Annotated in this window: 13 protein-coding genes, 1 tRNA gene and 1 pseudogene; 8 read left to right on the forward strand and 7 right to left on the reverse strand. The window is 33.6% G+C overall.

Translation table 11 applies throughout. The features are described 5' to 3' along the window. Positions 1-20: 20 nt before the first annotated feature. On the reverse strand, positions 21-2,120 hold the full coding sequence (gene mrdA / locus A1D18_RS01150; RefSeq protein WP_084028685.1) for a penicillin-binding protein 2: 2,100 nt from the start codon (positions 2,118-2,120) through the stop codon (positions 21-23). Between the two features lie 241 nt (positions 2,121-2,361). On the opposite strand from mrdA, the gene hemL reads away from it, so the two are divergent. Then, positions 2,362-3,666, forward strand: a complete 1,305-nt coding sequence (gene hemL / locus A1D18_RS01155; RefSeq protein WP_071661991.1) for a glutamate-1-semialdehyde 2,1-aminomutase — start codon at positions 2,362-2,364, stop codon at positions 3,664-3,666. Between the two features lie 128 nt (positions 3,667-3,794). Continuing rightward, positions 3,795-7,505, forward strand: a complete 3,711-nt coding sequence (locus A1D18_RS01160; protein ID WP_216095008.1) for a hypothetical protein — start codon at positions 3,795-3,797, stop codon at positions 7,503-7,505. Here the strand turns inward: A1D18_RS01160 and A1D18_RS01165 are convergent, their stop codons facing one another. Continuing rightward, the gene (locus tag A1D18_RS01165; RefSeq protein WP_071661993.1) at positions 7,506-8,828 is read right to left on the reverse strand and encodes a M16 family metallopeptidase; all 1,323 of its coding nucleotides are present in this window, start codon (positions 8,826-8,828) and stop codon (positions 7,506-7,508) included. Continuing rightward, positions 8,818-10,191, reverse strand: a complete 1,374-nt coding sequence (locus tag A1D18_RS01170; protein WP_071661994.1) for a M16 family metallopeptidase — start codon at positions 10,189-10,191, stop codon at positions 8,818-8,820. The genes A1D18_RS01165 and A1D18_RS01170 overlap by 11 nt, the downstream gene beginning before the upstream one ends. 282 nt (positions 10,192-10,473) lie before the next feature. Between A1D18_RS01170 and A1D18_RS01175 the strand changes: the two genes are divergently transcribed. From A1D18_RS01175 to A1D18_RS06910, 4 genes and pseudogenes are all read left to right on the forward strand, one after another. Next, positions 10,474-10,728: an exodeoxyribonuclease VII small subunit gene (locus A1D18_RS01175; RefSeq protein ID WP_071661995.1), complete on the forward strand. Its 255-nt coding sequence runs from the start codon at positions 10,474-10,476 to the stop codon at positions 10,726-10,728. Then, positions 10,728-11,600, forward strand: coding sequence for a polyprenyl synthetase family protein (locus tag A1D18_RS01180; protein WP_071661996.1), 873 nt, complete (start codon positions 10,728-10,730; stop codon positions 11,598-11,600). Before A1D18_RS01175 ends, A1D18_RS01180 begins: the two co-directional genes overlap by 1 nt. A 176-nt stretch (positions 11,601-11,776) precedes the next feature. Next, positions 11,777-12,325 carry a peroxiredoxin gene (locus A1D18_RS01185; RefSeq protein ID WP_071662028.1) on the forward strand — a complete coding sequence of 183 codons (549 nt, stop codon included), beginning with the start codon at positions 11,777-11,779 and terminating at the stop codon, positions 12,323-12,325. 140 nt (positions 12,326-12,465) lie between these two features. Then, positions 12,466-13,346: pseudogene (locus A1D18_RS06910) on the forward strand (bifunctional methionine sulfoxide reductase B/A protein). Positions 13,347-13,459: 113 nt separating this feature from the next. Here the strand turns inward: A1D18_RS06910 and A1D18_RS01200 are convergent. After that, positions 13,460-14,473, reverse strand: a complete 1,014-nt coding sequence (locus A1D18_RS01200; RefSeq protein ID WP_071661999.1) for an alpha/beta hydrolase fold domain-containing protein — start codon at positions 14,471-14,473, stop codon at positions 13,460-13,462. A gap of 20 nt (positions 14,474-14,493) precedes the next feature. After that, complete coding sequence (locus tag A1D18_RS01205; RefSeq protein WP_071662000.1) at positions 14,494-15,282, reverse strand: class I SAM-dependent methyltransferase; 789 nt, start codon at positions 15,280-15,282, stop codon at positions 14,494-14,496. Positions 15,283-15,378: 96 nt separating this feature from the next. Here A1D18_RS01205 and cdd point away from each other — a divergent pair, with 96 nt between their 5' ends. Next, positions 15,379-15,774, forward strand: a complete 396-nt coding sequence (gene cdd / locus A1D18_RS01210; protein WP_071662001.1) for a cytidine deaminase — start codon at positions 15,379-15,381, stop codon at positions 15,772-15,774. A 41-nt stretch (positions 15,775-15,815) separates the two neighbouring features. Then, positions 15,816-17,903: an ATP-binding protein gene (locus tag A1D18_RS01215; protein WP_071662002.1), complete on the forward strand. Its 2,088-nt coding sequence runs from the start codon at positions 15,816-15,818 to the stop codon at positions 17,901-17,903. A gap of 125 nt (positions 17,904-18,028) precedes the next feature. Here A1D18_RS01215 and A1D18_RS01220 read toward each other — a convergent pair whose 3' ends face one another. Together A1D18_RS01220 and A1D18_RS01225 are read right to left on the reverse strand one after the other, a co-directional pair. Then, positions 18,029-25,300, reverse strand: coding sequence for an NB-ARC domain-containing protein (locus A1D18_RS01220; RefSeq protein WP_071662003.1), 7,272 nt, complete (start codon positions 25,298-25,300; stop codon positions 18,029-18,031). 336 nt (positions 25,301-25,636) lie between these two features. After that, positions 25,637-25,712 (reverse strand) — tRNA-Thr (locus A1D18_RS01225). Positions 25,713-25,824 lie beyond the last annotated feature (112 nt).

Here is a 25,824-nt window from a genome sequence, read left to right on the forward strand (position 1 = left end):
TCAAGAGAGAATTTAATGGATTACTCTTCTATTGAGTTATCATGATCCTCTCTATCTTGAATATCTTGGTGTTTATCAGACTGAGTGGGGAGAGTGTCTTCTTCCATTTCGTTGTTATCTTCATCCTCTTCAGCTTCCAATTTATTGGTATTAGGTTGCTTTAGAGTATCAGAAGCCTCTGGGGAATTCGATAGATTTTTAGACGGCTCATCTAATTGATTATTCTTTGGTTTTTTTTCAGGAACAATAATCGGAAGAGCTTGTTGAGAAGTAATAGTTGGTATGGGTGAAGGGAGTATTAAATAATAGTCTAAAAGTTTGCGTGCGATTTGAGGAGCTGGAGTAACGCTATTCTGGATAACAATAGCAAGAGCAATAGTAGGTTTTTCAACGGGTGCAAAAGCAATAAATAATGAGTTATCGCGCAGCTTGGCAGCGATTGTTTTGGTATCATAACGCTCATCGTTTTTAAAACTATATACTTGCGCTGTTCCTGTTTTACCTGCCAAGGTATAGGGAACACCCGGAAAGAAACGTTCGGCTGTTCCACCTGGCGCATTCACAACGTGTTGCATAGCTGTACGGATAAAGCCTAAAATATCTTGAGGTAAATTGATTGGTTCTAAATGTTGTGGTTTAGTTAAGGTGATTGTTCCGTCCCCCTTGCGCCAGCTTAATACGACATGAGGTTTCCAACGATCTCCCCATTCAGCGAGAGCACTGACTGCGAAGGCAAGCTGTAGCGGTGTTACTAATAGATAACCTTGGCCTATGCCGCAATTTAATGTATCTCCAGCATACCAGGGAGTGTGATAGAATTTTTTTTTCCATTCAGGATTAGGTAAAACTCCACTCCCTTCATCAGGAAGATCAATATCAGTTAGAGCTCCGAACCCAAATCGTTTTAGGCTAGTATAAATCCGACGTATACCCATACGTAGACTCAGATTATAAAAATATATATCGGAAGAAACAGTCAGCGCTTTGAGTAAATTGACATCACCATAAGCATGACGACGAAAATTATGATAAATCCGCCCTCTGCCATTAATTTGAAACTCCCCAGCATCATGAATGGTAAAGGTGGGAGTTACCACATTTTCTAGAAGAGCCCCCGTACTGATGAAAGGTTTTATGGTAGATCCGGGATGGTAAGCCCCACGTAGGGCACGGTTATAGAGCGGATTTCCAGGTTCATTTTGTAATAATTCGTAATCATGTTGTCGAATTCCGCTCACAAATAGATTGGGATCAAAAGTAGGATTGCTTACAAAGGCTAAAACTTCACCATTACGAGGATCCAAAGCGACTATAGCTCCTTTTTGGCTGCCTAATGCTTGTTGTGCTAATTTTTGCAAACCACTATCGATGGTTAAGGTAATACTTCTTCCTGCAATGGGTCGAGTTTGTTTTAATATACGCACGATTTGGCCGTGTACATTCGTTTCTACTTGCTGGTAACCGACTGCACCATGTAGCTGTGCTTCATAATATTTCTCTACGCCTGTTTTTCCAATGAAATTACTTGCACTATAATTCACCGGATCTAAGGTTTGTAATTCTTTTTCATTAATTCTCCCCATATAACCCACTATTGCCGCAAAAGGAGCTCCCTGAGGGTAATAACGTATCATTTGTGCTTGTATCGCAACACCGGGAAAACGATATCTTTCTAGAGAAAATTTAGCTACTTCTTCTTCATTTAATTTTAAGCGTAGGGGTACAGGTTCAAAACGATGATGTAAATGCTTTTGACGGTTAAACTGTTTTAAATCCTCTGCGTCTATTTTTATAAAAGAGCTTAATTGTTGAATAGTCGCATCTATATTTTTTACCAAATCAGGTGTAATAACAAGATTAAAAATAGGTTTATTTTCTGCCAGTAATACACCCTTTCTATCATAAATTAAGCCGCGATTGGGCTCTATTGAGACTAGGCCAAGCTGATTTTGACGGGCTAAGGTGGTATAAAGTTTATGCTGAAAGACTTGTAAATAGACTAACCTGCTTAGCAAGAGGATGCTTAGAATCAATATCCCAATAAGAATAGCGATAGCTCTACGCTTAAATAATTTATGCTCTTGAAGAGTGTTTTTAAATGTATTAATTGACTTAAGCATAATATTTGATTGTGCCTTAGTTAAATGCTGAGTAACAGCATGGTCCTGTCCCTGTTACACTCAAATGGGTCGTATTTGGTTCTTACCCATTTAAAACGCTTGTAAGTCTTATGATGGCATTTTTGCTTTGGTTTATCGTTTACAATCAAGTAGATTGCTGCCCGGTATAAAAAATTTTATTAACATTTAATTTTTCTGAGTATATAAAAAAGTAAAGATTTAAGACAGGTCTAAGTTAAATATGGTTTCTTCACATGAGTTATTTAGTAAGGCTAAGCAGTTTATTCCAGGAGGGGTTAATTCTCCGGTGCGCTCGTTTAGTGCAGTGGGTGGTGATCCGATATTCTTTTCACATGGGAAAGGGGCTTACTTATTTGATGTTCAAGGTCAGTCCTATATCGATTATGTGGGGTCCTGGGGCGCGTTAATTCTTGGGCATGCTCCAGAAAAAATAGTATCCGCTGTAGAGCAAGCTGCTAGACGAGGTTTAAGTTTCGGTGCTCCAACACCCGGAGAGATTGACTTAGCAGAAAAAATTTCCAATTTAATGCCTAATTTAGCAAAAGTCCGTTTAATGAACTCAGGTACTGAAGCGACCATGACAGCGATACGGCTTGCCCGAGGATTTACTGGTCGCGATAAAATCCTTAAATTTAATGGGTGTTATCATGGCCATGTGGATGCACTGTTGGTAAAAGCAGGTTCAGGATTAGCCAGTTTTGGTATACCTGATAGTGCGGGTATACCGAAAGAAGTGGCGCAACAAACCTTGAGTGTTGACTTTAATAATCTTGAGCAAGTTACACAAATGTTTATGCATTATGGTAAGGAAATTGCTGCCGTCATCGTAGAGCCTATCGCAGCTAATATGAATTGTGTTTTACCACTGTCTGGTTTTTTAGAAGGATTACGTGAATTATGTGATTACTATGGAAGCTTACTCATTTTTGATGAAGTGATATCAGGTTTTAGGGTATCTTTAGGTGGTGCACAAGCAATCTATCAAGTGAAGCCCGATTTAACTACGCTAGGTAAAATTATTGGCGGTGGTTTACCAGTGGGCGCTTTAGGCGGTCGATCTGAAATTATGGATTGTTTGGCTCCACAAGGAAAAGTTTATCAAGCTGGCACTTTATCAGGTAATCCAATTGCAGTGGCAGCAGGTCTTGCTACTTTAGAAGTAGTCAGCCAACCAGAATTCTATGCTGAATTAAATTTTATAAACGAAAAACTAGTATCTGGATTATTAGCGCTTGCTAAAGAGGCCAACATTTGTTTTCAAGCCCACCATGTCGGAGGATTATTCGGGTTTCTTTTTACTCAAGAGATTGGAATCTATAATTACCAACAAGTAAAATCAGCCAATCAGCTCCTTTTCAAAGAATTTTTCCACAGAATGCTTGCTGAAGGTATTTATTTTTCACCCTCTGCTTTTGAATCAGGTTTTATATCCAGTCTACATGGAAGTCAGGAGATAAATTTTACGTTAGCAGCGGCAGAAAAAGTATTTGCTAAGCTAAAAGAACAAAATTTAATTCCCGCCTAATTTTCTATTCCACTCAGTTAACTTAAGTTTTTTTATAAAAATTCTCTTATTCTTCATTTTCTAGTATAATTTATAGTTAGCTAGAGTTTGGACATAAAAAATAATCAAAATTTATTGGAAAATAAGAAATGCTAATGGAAGAAGTGCACGCTATCACAAATACCGAAGATGAAAATAGGAGTGTACTTCACAATCTGGCTTTGCCTATTTCTTATTCTTTATCAAAAGAATTACATGATAATTCAGCTGAATTATTATTATTAGAAAAAAAAATTATATTAGGAAATAACTTATTAGCTAAGGTTAATGATCAAGCGTTAATATTAAAATTAAAGAAAGAGAGAAGAAAATTTCAAGAGAAAAAAACAGAACTAACTACTTTAATTGAAAAACTGAAATTTATTATTGGCTCTATAAAAGATTTTACTTTATTCTTTATTTTTATCGGAAGATTTTATACGCTGACAATTGAAAAATTAAATTTTGAACAGCGTGCCAAGAAAATTTCTTTAAAATTAATTTACGACTTAAAAAAAGAAGAGCAGAATTTATATAATGAATATGTTGAAGGAGATTGCTTTACTAAAGTATTAGAAGTCTTATCTTTTGAATCTTATCAATGTTATTTCCAGGAATATACCAAAAATTTTTTTGGTAATATCCCAAATTACAGTGATCGCTATGTCAATGTGCTTTTAATCATAAAAGCCATGTTTTCTATGTGCGCTTGTTTTAGAGTAGATCAATTTGATTTAACCAATGTCAAAATTTTTTTATCCAACCATATACCGCACGCGGTTGTTTTGCCAAACCATAATTATGAGTTAGTTGCATTGCGCTGCTTTTTTTTCTATGAAATTGTAAAAGAATATCTTAAGTTAAAATTAGTAAAAAATAATCTGAGTAATTTGAAAAAATCGATTAGTTTGGAATTAAACATAAGCAATTATAAATCACAAAACAAAAAGGTGCTTATAATGGGGTTATATAATTTGCAAGAATCTTTAAGCAAGATTGAAGAAAAATATAGTAATTTTCTAAAAAAAAAACCAGAAGATAATGAATCAGACATTAATGAATCGTTAGCTTTTTTTAAGATAATAGTCGATGACATTCAGTTGCTTAATACAAAAACAAAAAATTTAATTGAAGATAAATATGCTAAGTTGAATAAAATGTGTAGCCTTTTAGTAATCATTACGCATGAGAATTATCTGCCTAAATTTTTAGAAGTATTTAATATTAAAATAGGGAATGATTTTTTATTAAATGAAATAAAAGGATCAGAAAATATAGAGACAAATAAAGAAGCGCTTAATCATTTATTTCATGCTATCTGTAGAGATGAATTTTATATCCCATTAAGCAAAAGAGTTAATTTATTTATTAAGCAAATGACCGAAACTTATTGCAAAGCCGATATTTCAGTGCTTGAAAGTATAGAGTTGGAAGACTTAATAGAATTTAGCTTTTATTATATTTTTACTTTGGCTTATATGAATTTTAATGATCGTTTGAAAGGAACTAACACTAAATTGCTTTATGCTCAAATGGTTGCTTTTAATAGGTTTATCAATATTAAATTTGAATCCTTAGAAGTATTAGAAAAAAGAAAAAATGAAAAAATAAGTAAATTTTTAGAAAAAAACTTTAAAAATAAAGAAAACTACTTTCATCATAAGGAAAATATTCTTGAAGAAATCAAATTAAACTTAGAAATGATACAAAATATTAAAAGTATCTTGTCTGATGCCAAATCGCTAGAAACGGCTCTTATCCCCAAGTTAGAGTCAGATTTAATTCCGATGCCTGAAGCAAATACGCTAATTAATTTTTTAAAAAAATTAGAGAAAAAACAAAAAACTTGTGAAGCTGAGTATCAAAAAATAGAAAAGCACCTGTTCTTTGATAAATCTAAAACTAAAAAAATAATTAAAAAAAGTAATGAAGTTTATTCAGAGAAGGATAAGAGAGTAGAAGAGAATAAAATGATTGAATTTTTTTCAGAACCATTAATTTATTTGTCTAGAAATTTGATGGAAATTTTAAAAAATATAAATATAAAAGAGAACCTCCAAGATATAAATCAATTTTGCCAGAAACTTTCTTCTGCTATGGGGCAACTCTCCTCATCTATAAATAAGCTTATATTAAGTATGGGTAATTGGAATTATATTTATAAAACACACCATTTAACCGATCTAAGTTTACCTGAACTATTAAAATTAATGGATGAAATTATAATTAAGGAACCTTTAACAAAAAGTAGAGGCCATAAAAAGAAATTGTTTCAATTAAAAGAGTTGCTTAATACGTCATGTTTATCGACAGAACTTCTTATTGATCAAGTTAACCCAATAATTAAAAAATATCATAATTTAAATACGGAAGCCAAAAAATTTTTAAGTATGCTTCCTGTTTCTTTTATCGATGATCACAAAAATTTTAAACTCTTGTCTAAATCAATGATTAAAAAAGTAAAACGTAATATTAAGGAATATAAACAATTAAAAGAACAATCAAATTGTCTGGTAAAATTAATTCGATTAATTAAGTGCGAAATGGATGATCGAGCAATTAGATTATATGCCATCATCGTAGAAGCCGATGACTATCAAAGAACCTATAAATTTTTTGAAAAACTGTCTAGCAAAACTTTTAATCATTCAAAACAGATTCTTTCTGTTGTTAAACAAAGAAGTTCTGAGGATACGGATAAAAAAGTTGCCTTACCTCAGCCGAGCCAGTTAATGAATGCAACTAAAGAAATAACGATTGAAAGCTTGGGTGAAGCGCAAGTGGAATCTAATTATACTGCTAATGGAAATAGAGAACTCGAGCTTAATGAAGATTTGCTCAACAACCAAGAACCATTAAACGTTGAAAAAAAATTGATAGAAGAAGAGATCTTCATTGAGGCTTCTTTAAATAATCGTTCTAATAATTCGGGTTTGCCTGATATGACTTTACTACAAGACTATGAAGCTTGGAATTTTGAATTTGAAAAATGGAAAAACGATAAAAATGCTCAACTATACAAGCTTTTTCATATTATTGAAAATTGTTCGAAAACAGTTTTAATGAGTAGCGCAAATGCATTTTTAAAATATTTGTCTTTACATCAGAATGATCTTATTGAAAAAAATGACGAACTAAACAAACGTAAAAATCAAATAAGTTCTTTTTTTAACGATCCGGCTAAAAATAAACTATTTATAAGTTATTTGACTCAATACTTAAACTGGTTCGACGAAATCTTTCAGCGGATTATCGTTTGTAGGACACTGATTTTGCAGAATGAGCAAAATCCTGAAATTCAAGAATCTCCTCGTTTACCTAGTTCCTTCGCTAACAATAGAGCAGAGTTTAATAATTTATTAACTTTTTATTTAGGGGCTACTGATAAATACAATAAGTTTCGAGATAATTTAATTAATGAAGAAAAAGAATTAAATAATTTGAATCGAAATTTTATTAAACAAATACTTAGCCTAGGATCGCTTGATGAAATGGAAGAAGATAATGTATTATCTGGCTTCAGTAAACAATTAGATAGGGTCAATCAATTAAAACTAGCAATAGAACAAGAATTTGAAACTAAACAGAAAATCAAAGAGAAATTATCGTTGATTGCAAGCCCTGAAATTGTTAAGTTTTATTTAAGTCGTATTGATCCATGCGATGCAGACAGCTTAAAAACTGTAGGATCGGATTTGTTTCCCCCACAATTTCCTGCAATAGCAAGTTGTGGTCCGTCTACATTTTATTATTTGCCTCCATCTGCTCTTGGTCCCATTGATGGAGCTCAGTCATACAGTCAAATATTTTACACGATGTAATTATTTTTCCCCTAGCGTAATGACAATCATTTTTTTTGGTTTAATCCTTTGGAATGCCTGCTTAATTTGCCCTAAATTTACAGAATTAATATTTTGTTGGTAGGTGTCTAAGTAATTCAATGGTAATTGATAAAAACCTATCTTTTCTGTAGCCGCTAAAATGCCTTCATTACTAGTGATCGAAAGTGGAAAGCTGCCGACAAGAGCTCGTTTGGCTTCTTGCAAATTTTGCGAAGTGGGACCTTTAACAAGAAAGTTTTTTAAAGTTTGTTCAGTCAAAGAAAGTGCTTTAGCCGCTTGATCGCAGCGTGTTTGTAGCACAATTAAGAAAGGGCCAGCGGCTTGTAATGGCTTGAATCCACTATTTATGCCATAACATAAACCTCGTTTATTTCTAACCTCATTAAAAAGTTTTGAGGTAAGTATGCCACCACCTAAAATTTGGTTACCGACAACCAGTGGAAAATAGTCAGGATCTTTTATAGCAATACCGATTTGACCTAAAAAAATAGTTGTTTGTTTGGATGGATAAAGAACTTTTATGATGTGACTTTTTAAGTGAGGAGATAAAGGTGCATTGACAGGGATAGAGGCTTTTCCTTGTGCCAACGCACCTGAAAGTTGTTCGGCAATATTCATTGCTTTTGCTTTAGTTACATTTCCTACGATAGCGATGACGCCATTTTTTGCAACATAATGGCGATGGTAAAATTTTAATAATTTTTCTTGGGATATTTGCTTAATATTTGTTGTAGTTCCTAATATAGGTGAGGCATAAGGATGAAGACCATATAAAGCTTGGTAGAAGATTTTAGCGGCAATAGCACTCGGTGTTTGCGCTTCTTGTTGTAGAGAGATTAGAATTTGTTTTTTAATCCTATTGATAGCCGTTTTAGGGAAAGTCGCATCCTTAAGTAAGCCAGAAAAAGTGCTTAATGCTGAGTTGAAGAATTGTGGAGCGCTGAGTGAGCGTAGATTTAAGACGGTCATATCTTGGTTAACACCTGCATTATAATGAGCTCCGACGGCTTCAAATCGGTTAGCAATTTGATCAGCATTTAAATTTTGAGTCCCCTGGTCTAACATTTGTGCAGTAAATTGAGCAATCCCTGGTGAATCATGATCTTGAGCAGAGCCAGCATGAAATAAGACACCGATATCTATAATAGGTAGTTCTTTTTTAGCAACGAAATAAACCGGCATACCATTTTTTGTAGACCAGTGTTCAATTTTTAGAATAACGTGTGGGGTTTCTGCTTGCGTAGTGCCAATAATAAATATCGATAAAAAAGTCAAAAAATAAAAGTAAAATTTAATGCGCATGTATCGATCCTATCATTGATAAAGAATTGGGATTACTTGAGTTGATGGGTAAAGGCAGTAAGTAAGCGATAGTCAAATGAGAAGCGAGCAAATATTTATTGGCAACAGTTTGTATTTGACGTGGTGTAATAGCGTTAATATGTTTTAAGTAATCTCGTTCTATTTGCCAGGGCAAGTTAATTGCAGCTAAACTTCCAAGTTCATACGCTTGTGCAGTTATAGAATCTTCTCGATATATTTTGTCAGCAGCTATTTGGGCTTTTGCGCGTTTCAATTCTTCACTATTAACACTAAAAGTTTGTAACTGTTTGATTTGCTTTAATAAACTTAATTCAAGTTCTGATAAAGTATGTCCAGTCGTTGGTGTGGCTTGCAACAAAAATAAATTATTTAGACGACTGACAGGGTTATAAAATGCGTTAGCATTGGCAGCTATTTGTTGCCCTCTAATAAGATTTTTCGCAAAACGAGCACTATTACCACCTGATAATAAGGTTGTAATAAGATCTAAAACGTAAGGATCTTGACTATTTAAACCTTCCTTAATGACTGGCACTGGATAAGCCATGACAAGCCAAGCTAACTGAGCAGGGGTTTGTATGATGAGGCGCTTTTCTCCTAATGGGGGAATAGCTTTTTCTGGTTTTATTTTCGGGAGAGGGAGGGGTTTTAAATTAGAAAAATAAGCTTGTGCTAATTGATAAACTTGGTTGGGTTTTACATCTCCTACGACAACTAGTATGGCATTATTAGGTGCATACCAGGTTTCATACCATTTTCGTAAATCTTCAACGGTCATATTTTGTAGATCGCTTTTCCAGCCGATGACAGGATGATGATAAGAGCTTGCAACAAAAGCGGCAGCATTAAGACGTTCTAATAAAATTTCTTGGGGATTATCATCGACACGCATACGTCTTTCTTCCATTACAACCTGAATTTCTTTAAGAAAATCTTGTGGGCGTAATGATAAATTGCGCATTCTATCGGCTTCTAATTCAAAACTAATCGCTAATTTGTCAGCAGAAAATTTTTGATAATATGCAGTAAAATCTGAATCGGTGAAGGCATTTTGTTCTCCTCCATTTTCCGAGACAATTTTTTCTAGCATACCCGGTCCAAATTTTTTGGTTCCGCGAAACATCATATGTTCTAAAGCATGTGAAATACCAGTTATTCCATTAGGTTCATAACTGCTTCCAACTTTATACCAGATCTCTGAAATAACTACAGGGGCTCGATGATCCTCTTTAACTAGCAAAGTTATTCCATTTTTTAAGTGATATTCATGTACATCCTCTGCCAAGCTTAACGGAGATAAAAATATTAAACCTAAATAAACTAAAATTTTTTTAAAAAACATCGATTAATTTCCTAGAGAACTATGTTGCTCGTGTTCCTGATTTTCATGCCTGCCTAAGCTATATAGGGCTTACCTAACATGAGGACGAGTGGTTTCCTCTTGAGAATATCCGTACAAGACGAAGTATTTCAAGCGGCTTGTTTGAATTTAATAAATATGGTAACAATTATTAGCATTATTTGACATCACTTTATGGGGCTTTCATAATCATTAGATTATTTCTTAATTTAAAAAGTCTGGGCCTGATTTCTATTTAATCGCAGGTAAAACGAGGTTACTTTTATGTCAAAGACAAAAAAAAATACAGTTTTTCAATTCGAAAAAGGTTTAGAAGAGCTTGAAAAAATTGTTGAACAAATGGAGTGCGGTAACTCGACGTTAGAAGCTTCTCTTGAGCAATTTAGCCGAGCGGTGAGCTTATTAAAAGACTGTCAATTGACTTTAAAAAAAGCTGAGCAACGCGTGCAAATTTTAGTAAATACAGATACCAACCAGAAAAAGGAACTGTTACCTTTTCAAGCAGAAGAATTAGTCTAGTGAGCATAGAGCCTAACTTTGTAAGCTATCAGGAACGGGTTAATGGATTATTGACGCATTGTTTGTCAAATCCTCCTCCACTATCAAAACCCTTATACGATGCGATGTATTATGGAGTTTTAAAAGGTGGGAAACGTTTAAGACCTTTATTTGTTTATACGTTAGGAATGGCTTTAGGATTATCGTTGCAGGATTTAGATCATACCGCTTGTGCAATTGAATTGATTCATGCTTATTCATTAATTCATGATGATCTGCCTAGTATGGACAATGATGATTGGCGACGTGGAGAGCCTAGCTGCCATAAACAATTTGGTGAGGCTATGGCTTTGTTGGCAGGCGATGCGTTACAAGCATTAGCTTTTGATGTGCTTCTTAAGGCGCCATTCCAATCACCTAAAATCGTAAAAATGCTTAGTGTGTTGGCAAAAGCAATAGGATCATGGGGAATGGTGGCTGGGCAAGCAATGGATTTTACTGGCTCAAGCGGTGTCAATAAATCGGATGCTGAAAACATTCATTCTTTAAAAACGGGAGCATTATTCGGAGCCACTTTTCAGTTACCCGCCATAATCGCTAACCTGCCTCAGGATGATTTTTTAACCCTAACGAAAGTGGGTAATAGAATAGGTTTGGCTTTCCAAATTCAAGATGATATCTGCGATAATGAAAATATTCATTTTTGGAAGGACCCCCTCGAGAGAGAAAACCATCTAAAAGGACTTAAAGACCAAATTTTAGCTGATTTAGTTTCTATTTTACCTTCCTGCAGAGAAAAAAATTCCTCTCTTATCCAGTTGATAAAGATTTTGTTTATTGATAAAACGATTGACAATAACTATCGACTTGATAGAAAAAAATCATTTCTTTAATAGAGATGAGGCTGTTATAATCGGCTAGTAGCTTCAAATAGCTAGATGTACACAGTAAATAACGGATTTATTGCTTACCTAATTCTTCCTAGAAGCTGCTATCAACTAGATGCTTGCGAAAACTAAATTGTAGGCATTCTCACTAAATGAAATGAGAGGAAAATAACGATATGTCAATGCTGAAAGTAGGTGATAAATTACCTGAATTTAAACTCACAGCTACCGTTGATATTGATATCAACAAGGCTTTTACTGAGATTACTCATGCTTCTTACCCTGGTAAGTGGCTAGTACTGTTTTTCTGGCCTAAAGATTTCACCTTTGTATGCCCTACTGAAATAGTGGCATTTAACGATCTCAATGCTAAATTTAAAGAGAGTAATGCTGTATTATTAGGGGGTAGCACGGATAATGAATTTGTGCACCGTGCTTGGCGACAGTATAACGATGAATTACGGGATCTTTCATTCCCTATGTTGAGTGATATTAAACGTGAATTATGCAGTAATTTAGGGGTATTAGATAACGATGCAGGTGTTGCACAACGAGCAACGTTTATTATCGATCCAGAAGGTATTATTCGTTTTAATATGGTGACAGATTTGAGCGTTGGACGTAATCCTGAAGAAGTGCTACGTATACTTCATGCTTTACAAGATGGAGGACTCTGTCCTTGTAATTGGCAAAAAGGTCAACGTACTATTAACCTTACTGAAGTTACTTAATTTTACAAAATTAGTTTAACAAATAAACCCGCTTCATTAGCGGGTTTTTTATGTCAAAGATAGATGTAATTGGTATAGTGAAATGATGGACTTTCTCCTATAATCTACCTAATGTGTTATTTAAATTTCTTTGAGATAGAATGAAAAAACTGACTCCAGAAGAAGCGAGGGTTATTTTATTAAAAGGTACCGAGTCTGCGTATTCAGGAAAATATTATCGATTTAATGAAAAAGGAGATTACACCTGTAAACAATGTGGGACATTGCTCTATCATTCATCAGCTAAATTTGATTCTGGATGTGGTTGGCCCAGTTTTGATGATGAAATATCGGGTGCAATTAAACGGATACCGGATTCTGATGGTCATCGTACTGAAATTACTTGTGCGAAGTGTGGAGCGCATCTTGGCCATGTTTTTCTTGGCGAAAGATTGACACCTAAAAATATTCGACATTGTGTTAACTCTATATCTTTAGAATTTATTCCTGAAAATGCAAGTAAAAAGGAGAAAAAATGAAAGATAAAGCTAACCCAAAGACCGAAATAGCTATTTTTGCCGGAGGATGTTTTTGGGGCGTAGAACATTTAATGAAACAACTCCCAGGAGCTATTTCAGTAACGTCTGGATATATTGGCGGTAATACGTCTAACCCGACTTATGAAGAAGTGTGTAATGAAAATACCGGTCATGTTGAGGCAGTGGAAATTATTTTTGATCCTAGCAAAGTAAGTTATGAAACTTTAGCTAAACGGTTTTTTGAAATTCATGACCCCGAACAATTAAACCAACAAGGTCCCGATAAAGGTCCGCAATATCGTTCTGAAATTTTTTATACGACGCCTGAACAAAAGGAAATTGCTTTAAAACTGATTAGTATTTTAAAAGGCAAGGGCTTTAAAATTGTTACTAAAGTGACACCGGCAACAAAATTCTGGAAAGCAGAAGATTATCACCAAAACTATTATGAGAAAACTAAAAAAAAACCTTACTGCCATACCTATGTTAAAAAATTTTTATAGTTAGTTTTGACTTAACGAAAAAAGTAGTTAAGTCTCGAATTTTCATATTATCTTTTTTGCTTAGTATTAAGGACTCTGCACACTTTTTTGAATAGACTATATTTCTTATCAATTTATTTTGAAAGGCATATCGATGATTTTTTTCTAAAGAATTCAAATTTATCATTGTTTTCTTTGGCAAAAAATTTAAATTTTAAGGAAGGAGCTTCATTTGAAAAATTTGAGAACAAGAGTCTTGGTATTTTCATTAAATTAAATCCCATTTTTAATTGAGTGGATATAGTTTCTATAGCCTGTATATTTCGCCAAAATAAGGAATGGTTTTCTTCTTTAAAACTATATTTGTATGTCCATAAGCCAAGCTGATTTAATTTATCGTAAAAAACTTCGCTATCACTTCTAAAGCGGTCATATTCTCCAAATAAAAAATAAGTTGGAGGCAAACTAATAAGGGAATTTGACCAAAAAGGGGATATTTCTGGGGCATAATAGGCATTAAAATTATTTTGCAAGTAAAGTTCTATAAACCAATCGACTAAAGAATTTGGAAAGCTATCTTTATTTTCCAATTTAACGTATTTTTTCAAGCTTCGTGATAAATCTAATATAGGAGAAATTAATATTTGCAAAGCAACAGGAAGTTTGTCTTTTTTAGCTTGAATAGTCATTAAAGCAGCTAAATTTCCTCCTGAGCTATAGCCAGAAATAGCAATTTTGTTTACATCAATTTGCATGAAATTAGCATGAAAAATGATTGATTTATAGGCAGCATACACATCATTAAATGGTCGTGGAAAAGGATTTTCTGGAGCTAAGTGGTGATCTAAATCAATGACTTGGCAACCTGATTTTTCTGCTATATGACTACAGGTAATATAAGAATAGTATCTTGCAGATGCGTTAAAACCAGTGCCTCTAATATGAAGTAAGGTAGGATAGGGTGGATTTTTTAACTGAGCAGATCTGTAAATAACAAGAAAAAGATCGCTAGTCTCTTTTAATAAAACAGACATAAGTATAATTATTATTTTAACATTTTTTGCAGGAGATCTTTTTTCTCTTTCTTGCATACGTAAAATAAAAGCACGATGCTCAGTAAGTCTTTTTTTATCGTTTTTATATGGCACTATTGTAAGATACTTATTTTTTATACTTTAGTGGCCGTGATTATATAATAATCAATTAATCCTTTTCTATAGGCAATTTTCCAGTTGGTATCCCATATACAAGGATCGTTTTGTCTGACCCATACATCGTATCCTGGCCAAACATACTGACTAATATTTTCTAGCTTTACATTAGTGAATGAATTTTTTTTTAGTAAATGTAAAATATCAGGTAATGAAGCAAATTCTCCATTACAGCTATCTGCTAAAATAGCAGGTTTTGGTAGCAAGTTAAGTAAGTTCACAAAGCAAAGGCTATTTTTTGCGAAAAAAGTAGAAATGACTAGCGTGCCTCCTTGGCATAAAATTCTTTTTAATTCGGGGACAGCATTCGAAGCATTAAAGTGTTGAAAAGCTTCTACCGTATAAATTTTACTAATACTCTCGTCGGACAAAGGGATTGATTCCGCCGCCCCTTGAAGGAATTGAATTTTTTTCTCTTCAACAAGGGAAAAGTGAGTGTTTATTGAATGATCAATATGTTCTTTTAAATAATCTATACCTAATAGAGATTGAACAACATAGAAATTTGAAAAAAGTACACACCCTCCACCATGGCCAGAACCTAATTCTAATACAGTATCCTGTTCTTGAGGATTTAAACGTTTAAAGACTTGATGATACAGTTGTTTATTAGCTTCAATAACGTCTAGGCTAGATATTACATTAGGAACCGTTTCCCAATAGCCAAAATTAATAAAATTTCCTTTAAATAAAATATCTAAATCGGTACCTGAATAAAGATCGGAAAGATTTTTTGGAAGTAACATTTTTTAATTAATATTAATTTAATAATTATCTTTTTATACTAATTAAATTCTTTTAAAATAGCTAGTATATTTTTAGTATTTATTTGGATTTTTAGAATGAAAGATTATCTTATTCAGATGGTGTCGCTAGGAAAAAAAGCAGCAATGAATGCTTATGTGCCCTTATGCAAATTTTCAGTGGGTGCTTGCATTAGAACTAATGAGGGCCAATTATTTCACGGTTGTAACTGGGAAAATAGGGCGACTCCTCTTAGTCAGTGCGCAGAAACCTCAGCGCTTAGTGGGATGCTAACAGCGGGTTATAGAAAAATAAGTGAAATTGTTTTAGTTACTCCTAAATTTGTTTGTACGCCTTGTGGAGCTTGTAGACAGAGATTGCTTGAATTTTCTCATGAAGAAACAAACTTTTATTCATATAATAGAGATGGATTGTTACTTAAATCGATTAAATTAAATAAACTTCTACCAGAGGCATTTACTTGGAGGCCTTAATCTTAGACTGAATAGGTGTACATGATTCTTTAGGAAAAAAAATGATTTCGCCAGAACAAAAAAAAATATCTATTATTGAAGAGAAGGAATTATTTAATATCATTACAAAACAAAAAAAAGAAATAAAAAATCTAAAAGCTAAATACGAAAAGGATATTTTTACTTTAAATTTTATAGTCCAAAACCTTCCCGGAAGTATTTATTGGAAAAATAAAAATGGATTATATTTGGGAAATAACGATTATGCTAAACGGTTAATGAAAGTCCTTGGATTGGAAACAGACGTTATTGGAAAAACAGATTACGATATTTTCCCAAAAGAAGTAGCGGATGATTTTAAAAGAGCCGATTTAAAAGTTTTATCAGGGAAAAATTTGATCGTCGAAGAAGTGACTACTTTTTCTGATTCTACAGAAATGATTCAATTATCTTCAAAAATACCTCTATTGGATAAAACAAAAAAAATAGTTGGTATTCTAGGCATATCTCTTGATATTACTAAATTAAAAAAAACCGAGTTGGCGTTACAAATTGCTCTGGATAAAGCAAAAGCAGCGAGTCATGCTAAAACTGAATTTTTAGAAAATATGCGACATGATATTCGTACTCCCTTGAGTGGTATTGTGGGTTGCGCCCAAATTATTAAATCGCAAGCGAGTGATCCAGAAAAAGTATCAGAATATGCAGAAGATCTTATTCAATCTAGCGAAGCTTTGTTGAATTTTCTTAATAGGATTTTAGAAGGGATTAAAGTGGCTACTGGAGAAACGTTACTCTTAAAAAAGAAATTTGATTTTAAGAAAAATATTCAAGCTATTCTTAATTTAAACAAGTCACTGGCTGCTAAAAAAAATCTGGAATTAACTTTAGAGATTGATGAAAAAATCCCTCCTTATTTAATAGGAGATCCGATTCGATTACAACGAATTATATTAGAGTTAATGACTAATGCGCTAAGGTTTACACAACAAGGAACTATCAATATTGAAGCAAAAATAAACAAACGCGAAGCACAGCAAGTTGTTATTGAAATAAAAATCACAGATACTGGTATTGGGATACCGGCGGATAAAAAAGAGGATATTTTTACACGGTTTACGCGTTTAACTCCCTCTCATCAAGGTATCTACAAAGGGCTAGGGCTAGGATTATCTATTGTAAAGCAATTTGTTGATGACCTGGAAGGGGAGATCTATGTCGAAAGTCAGTTAAAGCAAGGAACCACCTTTACTTGCCTCCTTCCTTTTAAAGAACCATTGATTATGGATCACATGGGTGTTGAGGATATTACTTTGCCAATTGAAAGTAGAATATATAAGCATATTGCAGAAATTGTGCCAAACATTAGCTTAATAAATCAAGATTTTAATTCTTATCAAAGGAAAGTGTTGTTAGTCGAAGATGACAAATTAGCCGCTAAAATTGCACAAATTATTTTCTTAGAATTAAATTGTGTTATTGATATAGCGCATGACGCGAAGATGGCTTTACAACGAATTCAAAAGCAAGACTATCATCTTGTTTTGATGGATATTGGCTTGCCTGATATGGATGGTATTGCACTAACTCATCGAATTCGTCTACAGCAATGGCAGCGAACAGATATCACTCCAATCATTGGATTAACGGCTCATATTGATATTGAAAATAGACAGCGCTGTTTAGATGCGGGTATGAACACGGTTATATTAAAGCCTTTAAAAAAAGAAACCGCATCAGAATTATTGACAGCCTTTGTGCCAGATGCATGTATTAATCAATCATACTTATTTACTGAGATACGCCCAGTGAGTGGTCCCGTATTAGATGTTGATGCAATGAAAGCACTCTTAAAAAATGAAGGATTGATTAAGGATTGCATTAATTTAATAATCAATGGATTAGAAAAAGAACTCGTTAAACTTCCTGAATTGCATCAAGTCGCTAATTGGCACGCTATACGAGAAATTGCACATAAATTACAAGGCGGAGCTAGTTATTGCGGAGCTAAACGTTTGGAGCAAGCCTGCAAACGAATAGTAGATTATTTGCGAGAAAATGGTCCAGCTAGACACGTTAATGCGCTTTATCAACAATTACTTCAAGAAATGCAAGCTGCAAAAACGGTTTATAAAGATTATCTTAAATAAGAGGATTATCTAAAAACTTTAGAGATTAGGACTTTTCCCATTTCTATATTCAATGAAGTTAAATCATCAAAAACTATTCATTTTTTTTAAATTTCGCTTTTTTTACTAGGTTTTTTAGAAATTTTTTATAATTTTTGGAATCCAAAAGTTTTAGATTTAATGTTTTCTTTTTGTTTTTCAACTTTTCGAATAGTTTTATTTAATTTTTTATTGTAAGAAGAGGGTACGACCGGGTTTTTTAAAGATTTCCGAGCAATCAGATCAAAAAGCATGAGTGTGCTATGAAGATTCGGTGGCGCTATAGACGAAGGGACAGTGTGCTGATTCGATTTTTTCGGTCTCGATTCATTTGGTTGGTAGGTTAGTTTTGGAGATAGCGATAGTGCTTTCGTCGTCGATTTAAAACTTTCTTGATGAGGTAAAAATTTGGGCGTTACTAAAAAATTTCTTTTTTTATCAGAGTTTAGGTCGTTAAAAAAGGTTTTCTTTAGCTTAGTAGTTTCTGGTTTAGAAAAAGCGGGTGTTCGAAACTGATTTTTGGTGGGGGATTTGGCTAACGTTTTCGAATTATTTTGAGCCGAATAGTTCGGCATAGTTCGCCGATAAAAATTCCCCTCATTTTTATGTTGAACAGAGTCATTCTTTTCAATAAAGGATTTAGCTTTTTCCTTCTGAACAGAGAGAAGCGGATTTGTTTTTTTCTTTTTATTTTTTGTTTGATTGATGTTTTTCTTACCACGATAAGCTTTCATTTCCGAATCGTCATATTTTTTTAAATACTCATCGGCCATTGCTAAGATACGTTTTTTCTCATCAACAGTCCTAGATTGAGGATAGTGAGTCATTTGAGGAAAAAAGGTTTGATCAGTGTGCTGAGATACTTCTTTAGAAAGGGTTGATTTTTGAAGAGTATTGATGGTTCTCTTTTCTTCTCGATGAGCTTGGCGCTTACGGCGCAATATCTGCGGTGGCAACTTCTTCTGGTTCTGCATTCCTACCGTATTTAAAAAGGCATGGGCTATTATGTCGCTCACATTAGGAGAATTAGAAGAAAATAGTTGAGATAAATAAGAAAAATGAGTCGCATGCTTAATTTCTTTTTGATAATCCTGAGGATGAATTTCGTAGTCAAAAAATTTAAATGTCGCGGATAATATCTTTTTTTTCATTTCGGGCATTTGATAAAATTGGCAACAGATAATCGTGCAGTAATCCATAGAAGATGGAAAGGCATTCGTCAGAATAAGATTCATTTCATCACGAAAAAATGCAAAATTTCCTATGTTTTTCAATATAAGAATTTCTGATTTTTCTTCTAAATCTTGATGAGTCAGGAGGATAATCTTCTTATCATCAGTAAACATTAAAGGCGCTGCAGTCAAAGTCCAAACGTCATCCTCTAGGGCGACTATATTTCTAGAGACAGAATCCAAAACAATATCAAGTTTTTGATACCAATTACTATTATCAAGCAGTGCATTTTTTAATTGGATAGTTACCCAAGGCCAGAAACAAGTGGAGTCATAAAAATAAGGATAAATCGGAGAATAAACCGAATTACTTAATGTTAAGATTAAATCGTTTGCAGAGGGAAATACATGTGAAGAGATAACAGCCTTGGGATAGATTTGTTTATATTCCTTTATTATTTCGCGTAAATCTAACGTATCTATTAGCTCGATTAAGTCATTTGAATCTCTTTCTGAAGTATCGTATAAGATGACTTTAGGGAGTGGAAACTTAGTGTTCTTCCCCGGTAAAATAATATAAACATTTTCACCGCCATTACCTACTAAATGACTTTCATGCAAGCCGTTGATATAAAAAAGTTCATGTTTTTTTTGTCGCCCTATGGAGAGGGTGAGATTGTTTACTAATTGAATAGAGATAGTTTTTTCTAAACGATTCGCTATTTCGCTAAATAAACTAATTTTTTCGTCCATTGTTTTATTATTAGAGGTTATTTCTTGTCCATATAAATGCTCATTATGGATTAATTTTATTTCAATATCTTGAAAAAAATAAGCTATATTGTTTGAAAGATTCGCTGTATTCTTTGTTTGATTACTGCTTGAGGTAATCCGGTTTGAAATAGTAATAGCAAATAGTTTTCTATCTGTATTTTCAGAAGTGAGCACAGAAATATGTAGCGTATTATTTTTTACCGTCATTGCCTCTAGATTCTCTAAAGGATATTCAAAAAAGAATTGATGCTGAAGGGTTTCTTTAAAATAGTAAATCCACGATTCACCTACCTCGTCTGAGGGAATTCTATACTCGATAGAATCGGTTGTTGCGTCCGATAAAAATGTGATGAGTGTATTGTTTCTTAATACAAACTTCAGATTTTTATAAGAGTGATTAGTGATAAAAAAATTATCGGGATGGGTTTGATTTTTCCCCCCATAACCATCGATAAAGCAAACCGATTGATCCAGATAAAAAATATCGGATTCATTCTTTCGTCCGTAAATTTGATCAATTTGATCGATTTGAACGCGTATCTCATCAGAAGAGCAAAAAGGTGGAATCTGCTGCAATAAACTCTTATTTTTTCCGCATAAGAATCCATCCGTGTCAAGTAGCAAATAATCACTGTTTTCAGGATAAAAATTATCGAGAACCAGTATATCGGATCCCTTGCCGCCTTGTAGTTGGCCTGTAATCGAATTTCCTTGTAAATTAAATACATTGCCATTATCCCCACCGACGTACCATTTTTTACCGTTTTGTACAATGAATAATGTGGGTGAATGAGAAAAAGCAATGACTTCGTCCTCTCCTTCTCCTAAATCGACTAAAGTCCCATTACCCGTTCTGTTTAACGTGTAGCTTACGCCTAAGGCCTTATGACATAAATAATACTTCATCTTTATAGCTTCATTAAGCGCTTCATAAGGAGGTGGAGAGGCGGATAAACAAACTAAATTACCCTCAGCAGGTTCGTCAGGGTTATTATCGTCCGGTGTAAAATTTATTTTTTCATTTAAAAAAACTTTACGAATCTTGCATAAATCGGCTTCAAAGTGAAAAGAAGGAAAAATAGACCACTGAATATCCGTATTATTTTTTAAAAGATTAATCGCATTTTCTACCAATTGCCCATTATTTGCTTTAAGCTGTAAGTACTCTAAAGGCGCTTGATGAAGCGTAGCCAATAAAAACTCAAAAGATTTTTCACCCCTAGAAAGATGAACATATTTTTCAATGGCTTCCACTTGTTGTTTGGCCGCATATCCTTCAGCGCCTAGCCAAACGAGTAACGCAATGCCTTCTCCTAGAGGGCCTGTGAAGGCCGATAGGCCAGTAATAAATCCAAGAAATTCAGCGCCCTCGATAGTGGCTTCGATGCCATCAACAGCTACGATAAGACTATTTGAAGTTAAACTCGGAAGAACAGTTTCATCTCCCATTCTATAGAGTTGTATTTCATTTTTAAGATTGTAAGCAAAAAAAATTGACGTGGCTTTGGAAACAAAAGGCGAAGCAACTTGCATGGCTTTCCCTAACAATTTTCTTTTACCCATGGATAATACGTCTTCATTAAAGAGAATAGTGAGCACTTTTTTGTTTTCCAAGCCTAAATTCTTTTCAAGTAAACTGGCATCGGAGGCTAAGTTTTTTCCTTGAGCGAACAGACTATTGGATAGACTTCCAAAAAATAGACTGCTAGTCATTAATCCGAAATTAATGGCCACTTCATCAAAATGACCTTGAAGCAAAGCCGATAAGGTATCTTTGGTCATAAGTGCTGAGCTTATATAGCGGGATACCTGTTCTATTTTTTTAAAATGAGCTTTAATACGTGAATTACTGATTTCTTTAATTCTATCTTGATCTGGCTCTGATAAGGCACAAACACTCCTCTTTAAACTATGGGATGGACAGCTATCGTAATTGGAAAGCTGATTGCCAAATATTTTCATCTTTAATTCATAAAGAAGTTTTATTGCTTGTTTTTGATTTGCTTTTTTTGAAGGAATCGTTGAATAGCGCTTCATCTTCAAAAGAGGATTTTTCATATTATAAAAATGATCCAAAATGTACTTAATATTTTCCTTAGACAGGATTTCTATCTGCCATTTTTTTTCAATATAGTTAAATATTTCAGACAAATTAAAAAATGAGCCTAATTTGATATAATAAGCTACCGCATCGCCTAAAAACCTAAGGAATTTTTCTTTGGGGTACTTGAGATAGGCCAAATCAATAAAATAATGGCAATATTTTACATTCTGCAAAAGCAGATTATCAAAAAATGTTTTTTCTGGATGGGAATACATCACTTTAGATATTAACTCTGTGTGCTCAGACATATAGAGAAGAAAATGAAGATAATGAAAAACACTTTCTTCATCTTTTTTGAAAGTAAAATGCCAAAGCCAAAGTAAGTGTTGGGTTTTTTCGACTATTTCTTTAAATTTTGGTTGATTTTGTTCGAGATCAATCCGTATGATTTGTTGAACTAATCGATGAATCGTATACTTACCCTCATTTTCCAAATTAATCATGGAATAACTGCTCAGCAAATGCATAATGGTATCTAAGTCATCAATTGTTAGCTCGCGATTGATATGATTGAAATAATAAAATTTTTTACTTGTAATAATATCTGGGTATAAATAACCCATAATATTTAAAATTTCTATTGCATGGTTGCCCAGTGGATCTGCTTTAATTTTATCTAGCGTAATGAGCCAGGTTGTAAAAACTGTCTCTAAATAGGGGTCATTGGAATAATGTGAGAAATCAAAATTTAATAATTCTTTGGTTTTTTCTTTATAGAGTTCGATGTAATGAGAAAGAGAAAAACTAGTATCGGTGTTTCTTCTCAGTTTGATATAAGCGAGTGCTTGTTGTAATGCTAAAGGTAGGCCTTGAAGCAATTGATGTAATTCCTTTATTCTTTCATACGGAATATTATCACCTAAATCCAATGATTTTTTAATGAGTTCTTTGGTTTCTAGTTCCGAGAAAACATTCAGTGTCATAATAGTGGCAATATTACTCCAATTACTATAGCGTGAAGTGATTAACAAACTCGGTTTATTGCCAAGCATAGACTTAGGTAAATAAGCTTCTATGGCACGGTAATTCTCAACATTATCAAAAATAAATAGACTTTTTCGGTCCGAAAAATACTCATAAACCTCTTCTACAATCTTTTCCAGCATTTTTTCTTGGTTATAAGAGTCCTTAGTTATAATTTGTAACTTTGCAGTTAGTTTGTTGAAAGAATACGCTATATTTTCCTTAGTTTCTGCATTAATCCATAAAACATTATGATCGTAATTTTGCGCATAAAGCTCAGCATAGCGTAATGCTAATTGAGTTTTACCTATTCCCCCTAAACCATTAATTGATAATTGGGAACCGGAAGTTTGTGATGACTCGCTATCCGGTGGACTTAAGACCCCCGGAATGGGAGAAATAGATAACATAGACCAAGAAGGTACGATGGCGGTTGTTCTTTCTGAGATTAAGGTACGATGCAATCTCTCAAGTACTTGAATTCTTCCACTGAAGTTTTTAACTGGCTTTCTTAAGTCGAAATAAATAGGTTTTTTACTTAAAGGTTCTCTATTCAAAATGTGAGGGGGGTATCGATTCGCAATTTTATCTAGAATACGTCGTGCTTCGACTGGATTCGTTTCTTTATGTAAAACATAACGATATCCTTTTGAAATAAAATGAAAAATGCTTTTTTCCTGGAGAAATTGGTTTTCTGTATACTTATTTTTTAAGTTTTCTTTCAATTCTCCATTTTCTTCCTGTTCCCAATCTAATAGTCGACGATAACCATATGCGTTGTTAGATGCAGGTTTGAAAGCATAAAATTTATGAGATTGGCCCTTTTTGTCGAGATCAACTAAACCTATTTTTTCAAATAAATTGGCGGTATTAATAGCTTTTTCGTTGTTATCTTGTATGGTATATCCTGAAACGCGTAGTCGAGCTCGTTTAACGTTAGGATCAAAAAATTTTTCTGATGGCCCTTGTAACACACTTTTTTCTATCAGTTCCTTGGAAATAATCTTATCTAAGTTGGAATATTTATCTATAGCGTTGAACAGCCGTCCTACAGCATCCTCTGCTAATTTTTCCATCGCAACCTTACTGCCGGCCTTATCGGTTACTGCTACAAACTGACTTTCAAAACTTTGGAAGATATCAACCGCCGACTCAGATAAAATAGAGTTTAAATAATCTGACTGAATTTCAGAAAAAATTTTGGTAATTTTTTGGGCTTTATCTTTAGAGGGGTAAAATTTACCGCTAATCATTCTCAGCGAAGCCACCAATGAAGGAATTGAACCCACAAGGCTTTGAGAAATACCTATCCCTAATAACGCACCGCTTAACCCTGTTTTTAATTCAGTTTTCAGGCTTTCCTCTGTTAAGCTTTCTCCTTTGGCTAACAAATGATAGGCACCCAGTTTTTTTACAAAAGCACTCATAAAAGTTTCGACAAAAGTCTCTAATAAAATCGTTACTTTTTCTTTTTCATCGTTAAATGCTTTAAATCGTTTAAGATCAGGTTCAATGTTAGTGGGTAACGCTTCTTTGATAGTAAGGTCTTGCGAAAACAGCGGATGCCGTTCACGCCAAACAGAATCAGCACGAAGTTTTTCAGCAAAATATTCCCTTCTTGTATCAAAATATTCTTTACTGCGTGATCGTTTCAATTTATTAATTATCCAGTGTATGGATTGATCCTGGTCAATCATCTGATTCAGATCAGCGGCATTTTCGAGCGCCCATAAACCGCAATTGGAGTTATCTTTTTGTTGAATAAATCCAGGACTTAAATTTATTAATGGTTGTATTAAAAATCGATTAAATAGCAGTTGAAAATATCTTGATGGAATGGGATTATTTTTTGAATCTGTATAATAGCCCACATACTGATCATTTTTATAAGAAATAGCCAATGTCACCCAATGTAAATTTTCTAAATTAATAATTAAAGTAAGACGAGACTCAGTGAATTGATTAGCTTTAACTTTTAATTGAAATGACTCTAAGGTAATTTGCAATTGTGACATGGAGCCTAATATTTCAAATTCAGCATTGCTCTCTCCATGGTAATTGTTATATTCTAAGCGAGCGATCTCAGCGATATCCTCTTGGCTTAACCAATAGCTATACTGGTTTTTTACTGTTGCTTCCACAAGCGTTTTATCATCGCCTGCTCGCTTAATGCGAGAGTTTAAGAGATTGTGAATTAAACTATTATTAAAATGATTTTTTTTGATAGTGGCTGATGAATAGAATACGTTGCTTTTACTATGAATAAGTAAAGGCTCTCTAGCAGTTAGGTTAAATATCTCATGACTTGAGATATTTAACACATTTTGATCATGAAGCGGCGGATGTCCATTTTTTTTTATTTGCATTATTATATTTCCTTTTTTAATTTAACGATCCTATTTATAGTTACTCAGACGCTCTAAATAATTAGTACGAAAGCCTTGGCTAATTAATTTACTGAAGTCTGATGGTGGTGTCGATACCTTTTTGGAAGAAGTTGTGTCAGTATTTACTTATTTTTTATTCTGATTGTTGGTGAAAATTTAATATATAAATTTAAATTTTTGAAGTTCTAAAATACAAAAAATCCGCATTATTTAGTATCGCAGCCAATCTACTGAAAAAAATTATTAATTATTTCGCAATTGACTGTATTTTGTTTAGAAAGAGAAAAGTTATTGGGGCTAAGTCTTTGATTTAATTGGTGCCAACGAGACGAATCGAACGTCCGACCTACTGATTACGAATCAGTTGCTCTACCGACTGAGCTACGTTGGCAATATTCTAAAAAAAGCCAAATTGTAGTCAATTTCAGTGTGATTAGCAATTTCATCTTTAAGCTATTCATAATATTGGCTAAAGTAAATTTCTCTCTAGACGTAGGATCTGT

It is taken from the genome of Candidatus Rickettsiella isopodorum (assembly GCF_001881495.1).
GTDB lineage: Bacteria > Pseudomonadota > Gammaproteobacteria > Diplorickettsiales > Diplorickettsiaceae > Aquirickettsiella > Aquirickettsiella isopodorum.

Coding starts and splice junctions, on each gene's coding strand:
- mrdA (WP_084028685.1), bottom strand. CDS start 2,120: ATGCTTAAGTCAATTAATACATTTAAAAACACTCTTCAAGAGCATAAA.
- hemL (WP_071661991.1), top strand. CDS start 2,362: ATGGTTTCTTCACATGAGTTATTTAGTAAGGCTAAGCAGTTTATTCCA.
- A1D18_RS01160 (WP_216095008.1), top strand. CDS start 3,795: ATGCTAATGGAAGAAGTGCACGCTATCACAAATACCGAAGATGAAAAT.
- A1D18_RS01165 (WP_071661993.1), bottom strand. CDS start 8,828: ATGCGCATTAAATTTTACTTTTATTTTTTGACTTTTTTATCGATATTT.
- A1D18_RS01170 (WP_071661994.1), bottom strand. CDS start 10,191: ATGTTTTTTAAAAAAATTTTAGTTTATTTAGGTTTAATATTTTTATCT.
- A1D18_RS01175 (WP_071661995.1), top strand. CDS start 10,474: ATGTCAAAGACAAAAAAAAATACAGTTTTTCAATTCGAAAAAGGTTTA.
- A1D18_RS01185 (WP_071662028.1), top strand. CDS start 11,777: ATGCTGAAAGTAGGTGATAAATTACCTGAATTTAAACTCACAGCTACC.
- A1D18_RS01205 (WP_071662000.1), bottom strand. CDS start 15,282: ATGTTACTTCCAAAAAATCTTTCCGATCTTTATTCAGGTACCGATTTA.
- cdd (WP_071662001.1), top strand. CDS start 15,379: ATGAAAGATTATCTTATTCAGATGGTGTCGCTAGGAAAAAAAGCAGCA.
- A1D18_RS01215 (WP_071662002.1), top strand. CDS start 15,816: ATGATTTCGCCAGAACAAAAAAAAATATCTATTATTGAAGAGAAGGAA.
- A1D18_RS01220 (WP_071662003.1), bottom strand. CDS start 25,300: ATGCAAATAAAAAAAAATGGACATCCGCCGCTTCATGATCAAAATGTG.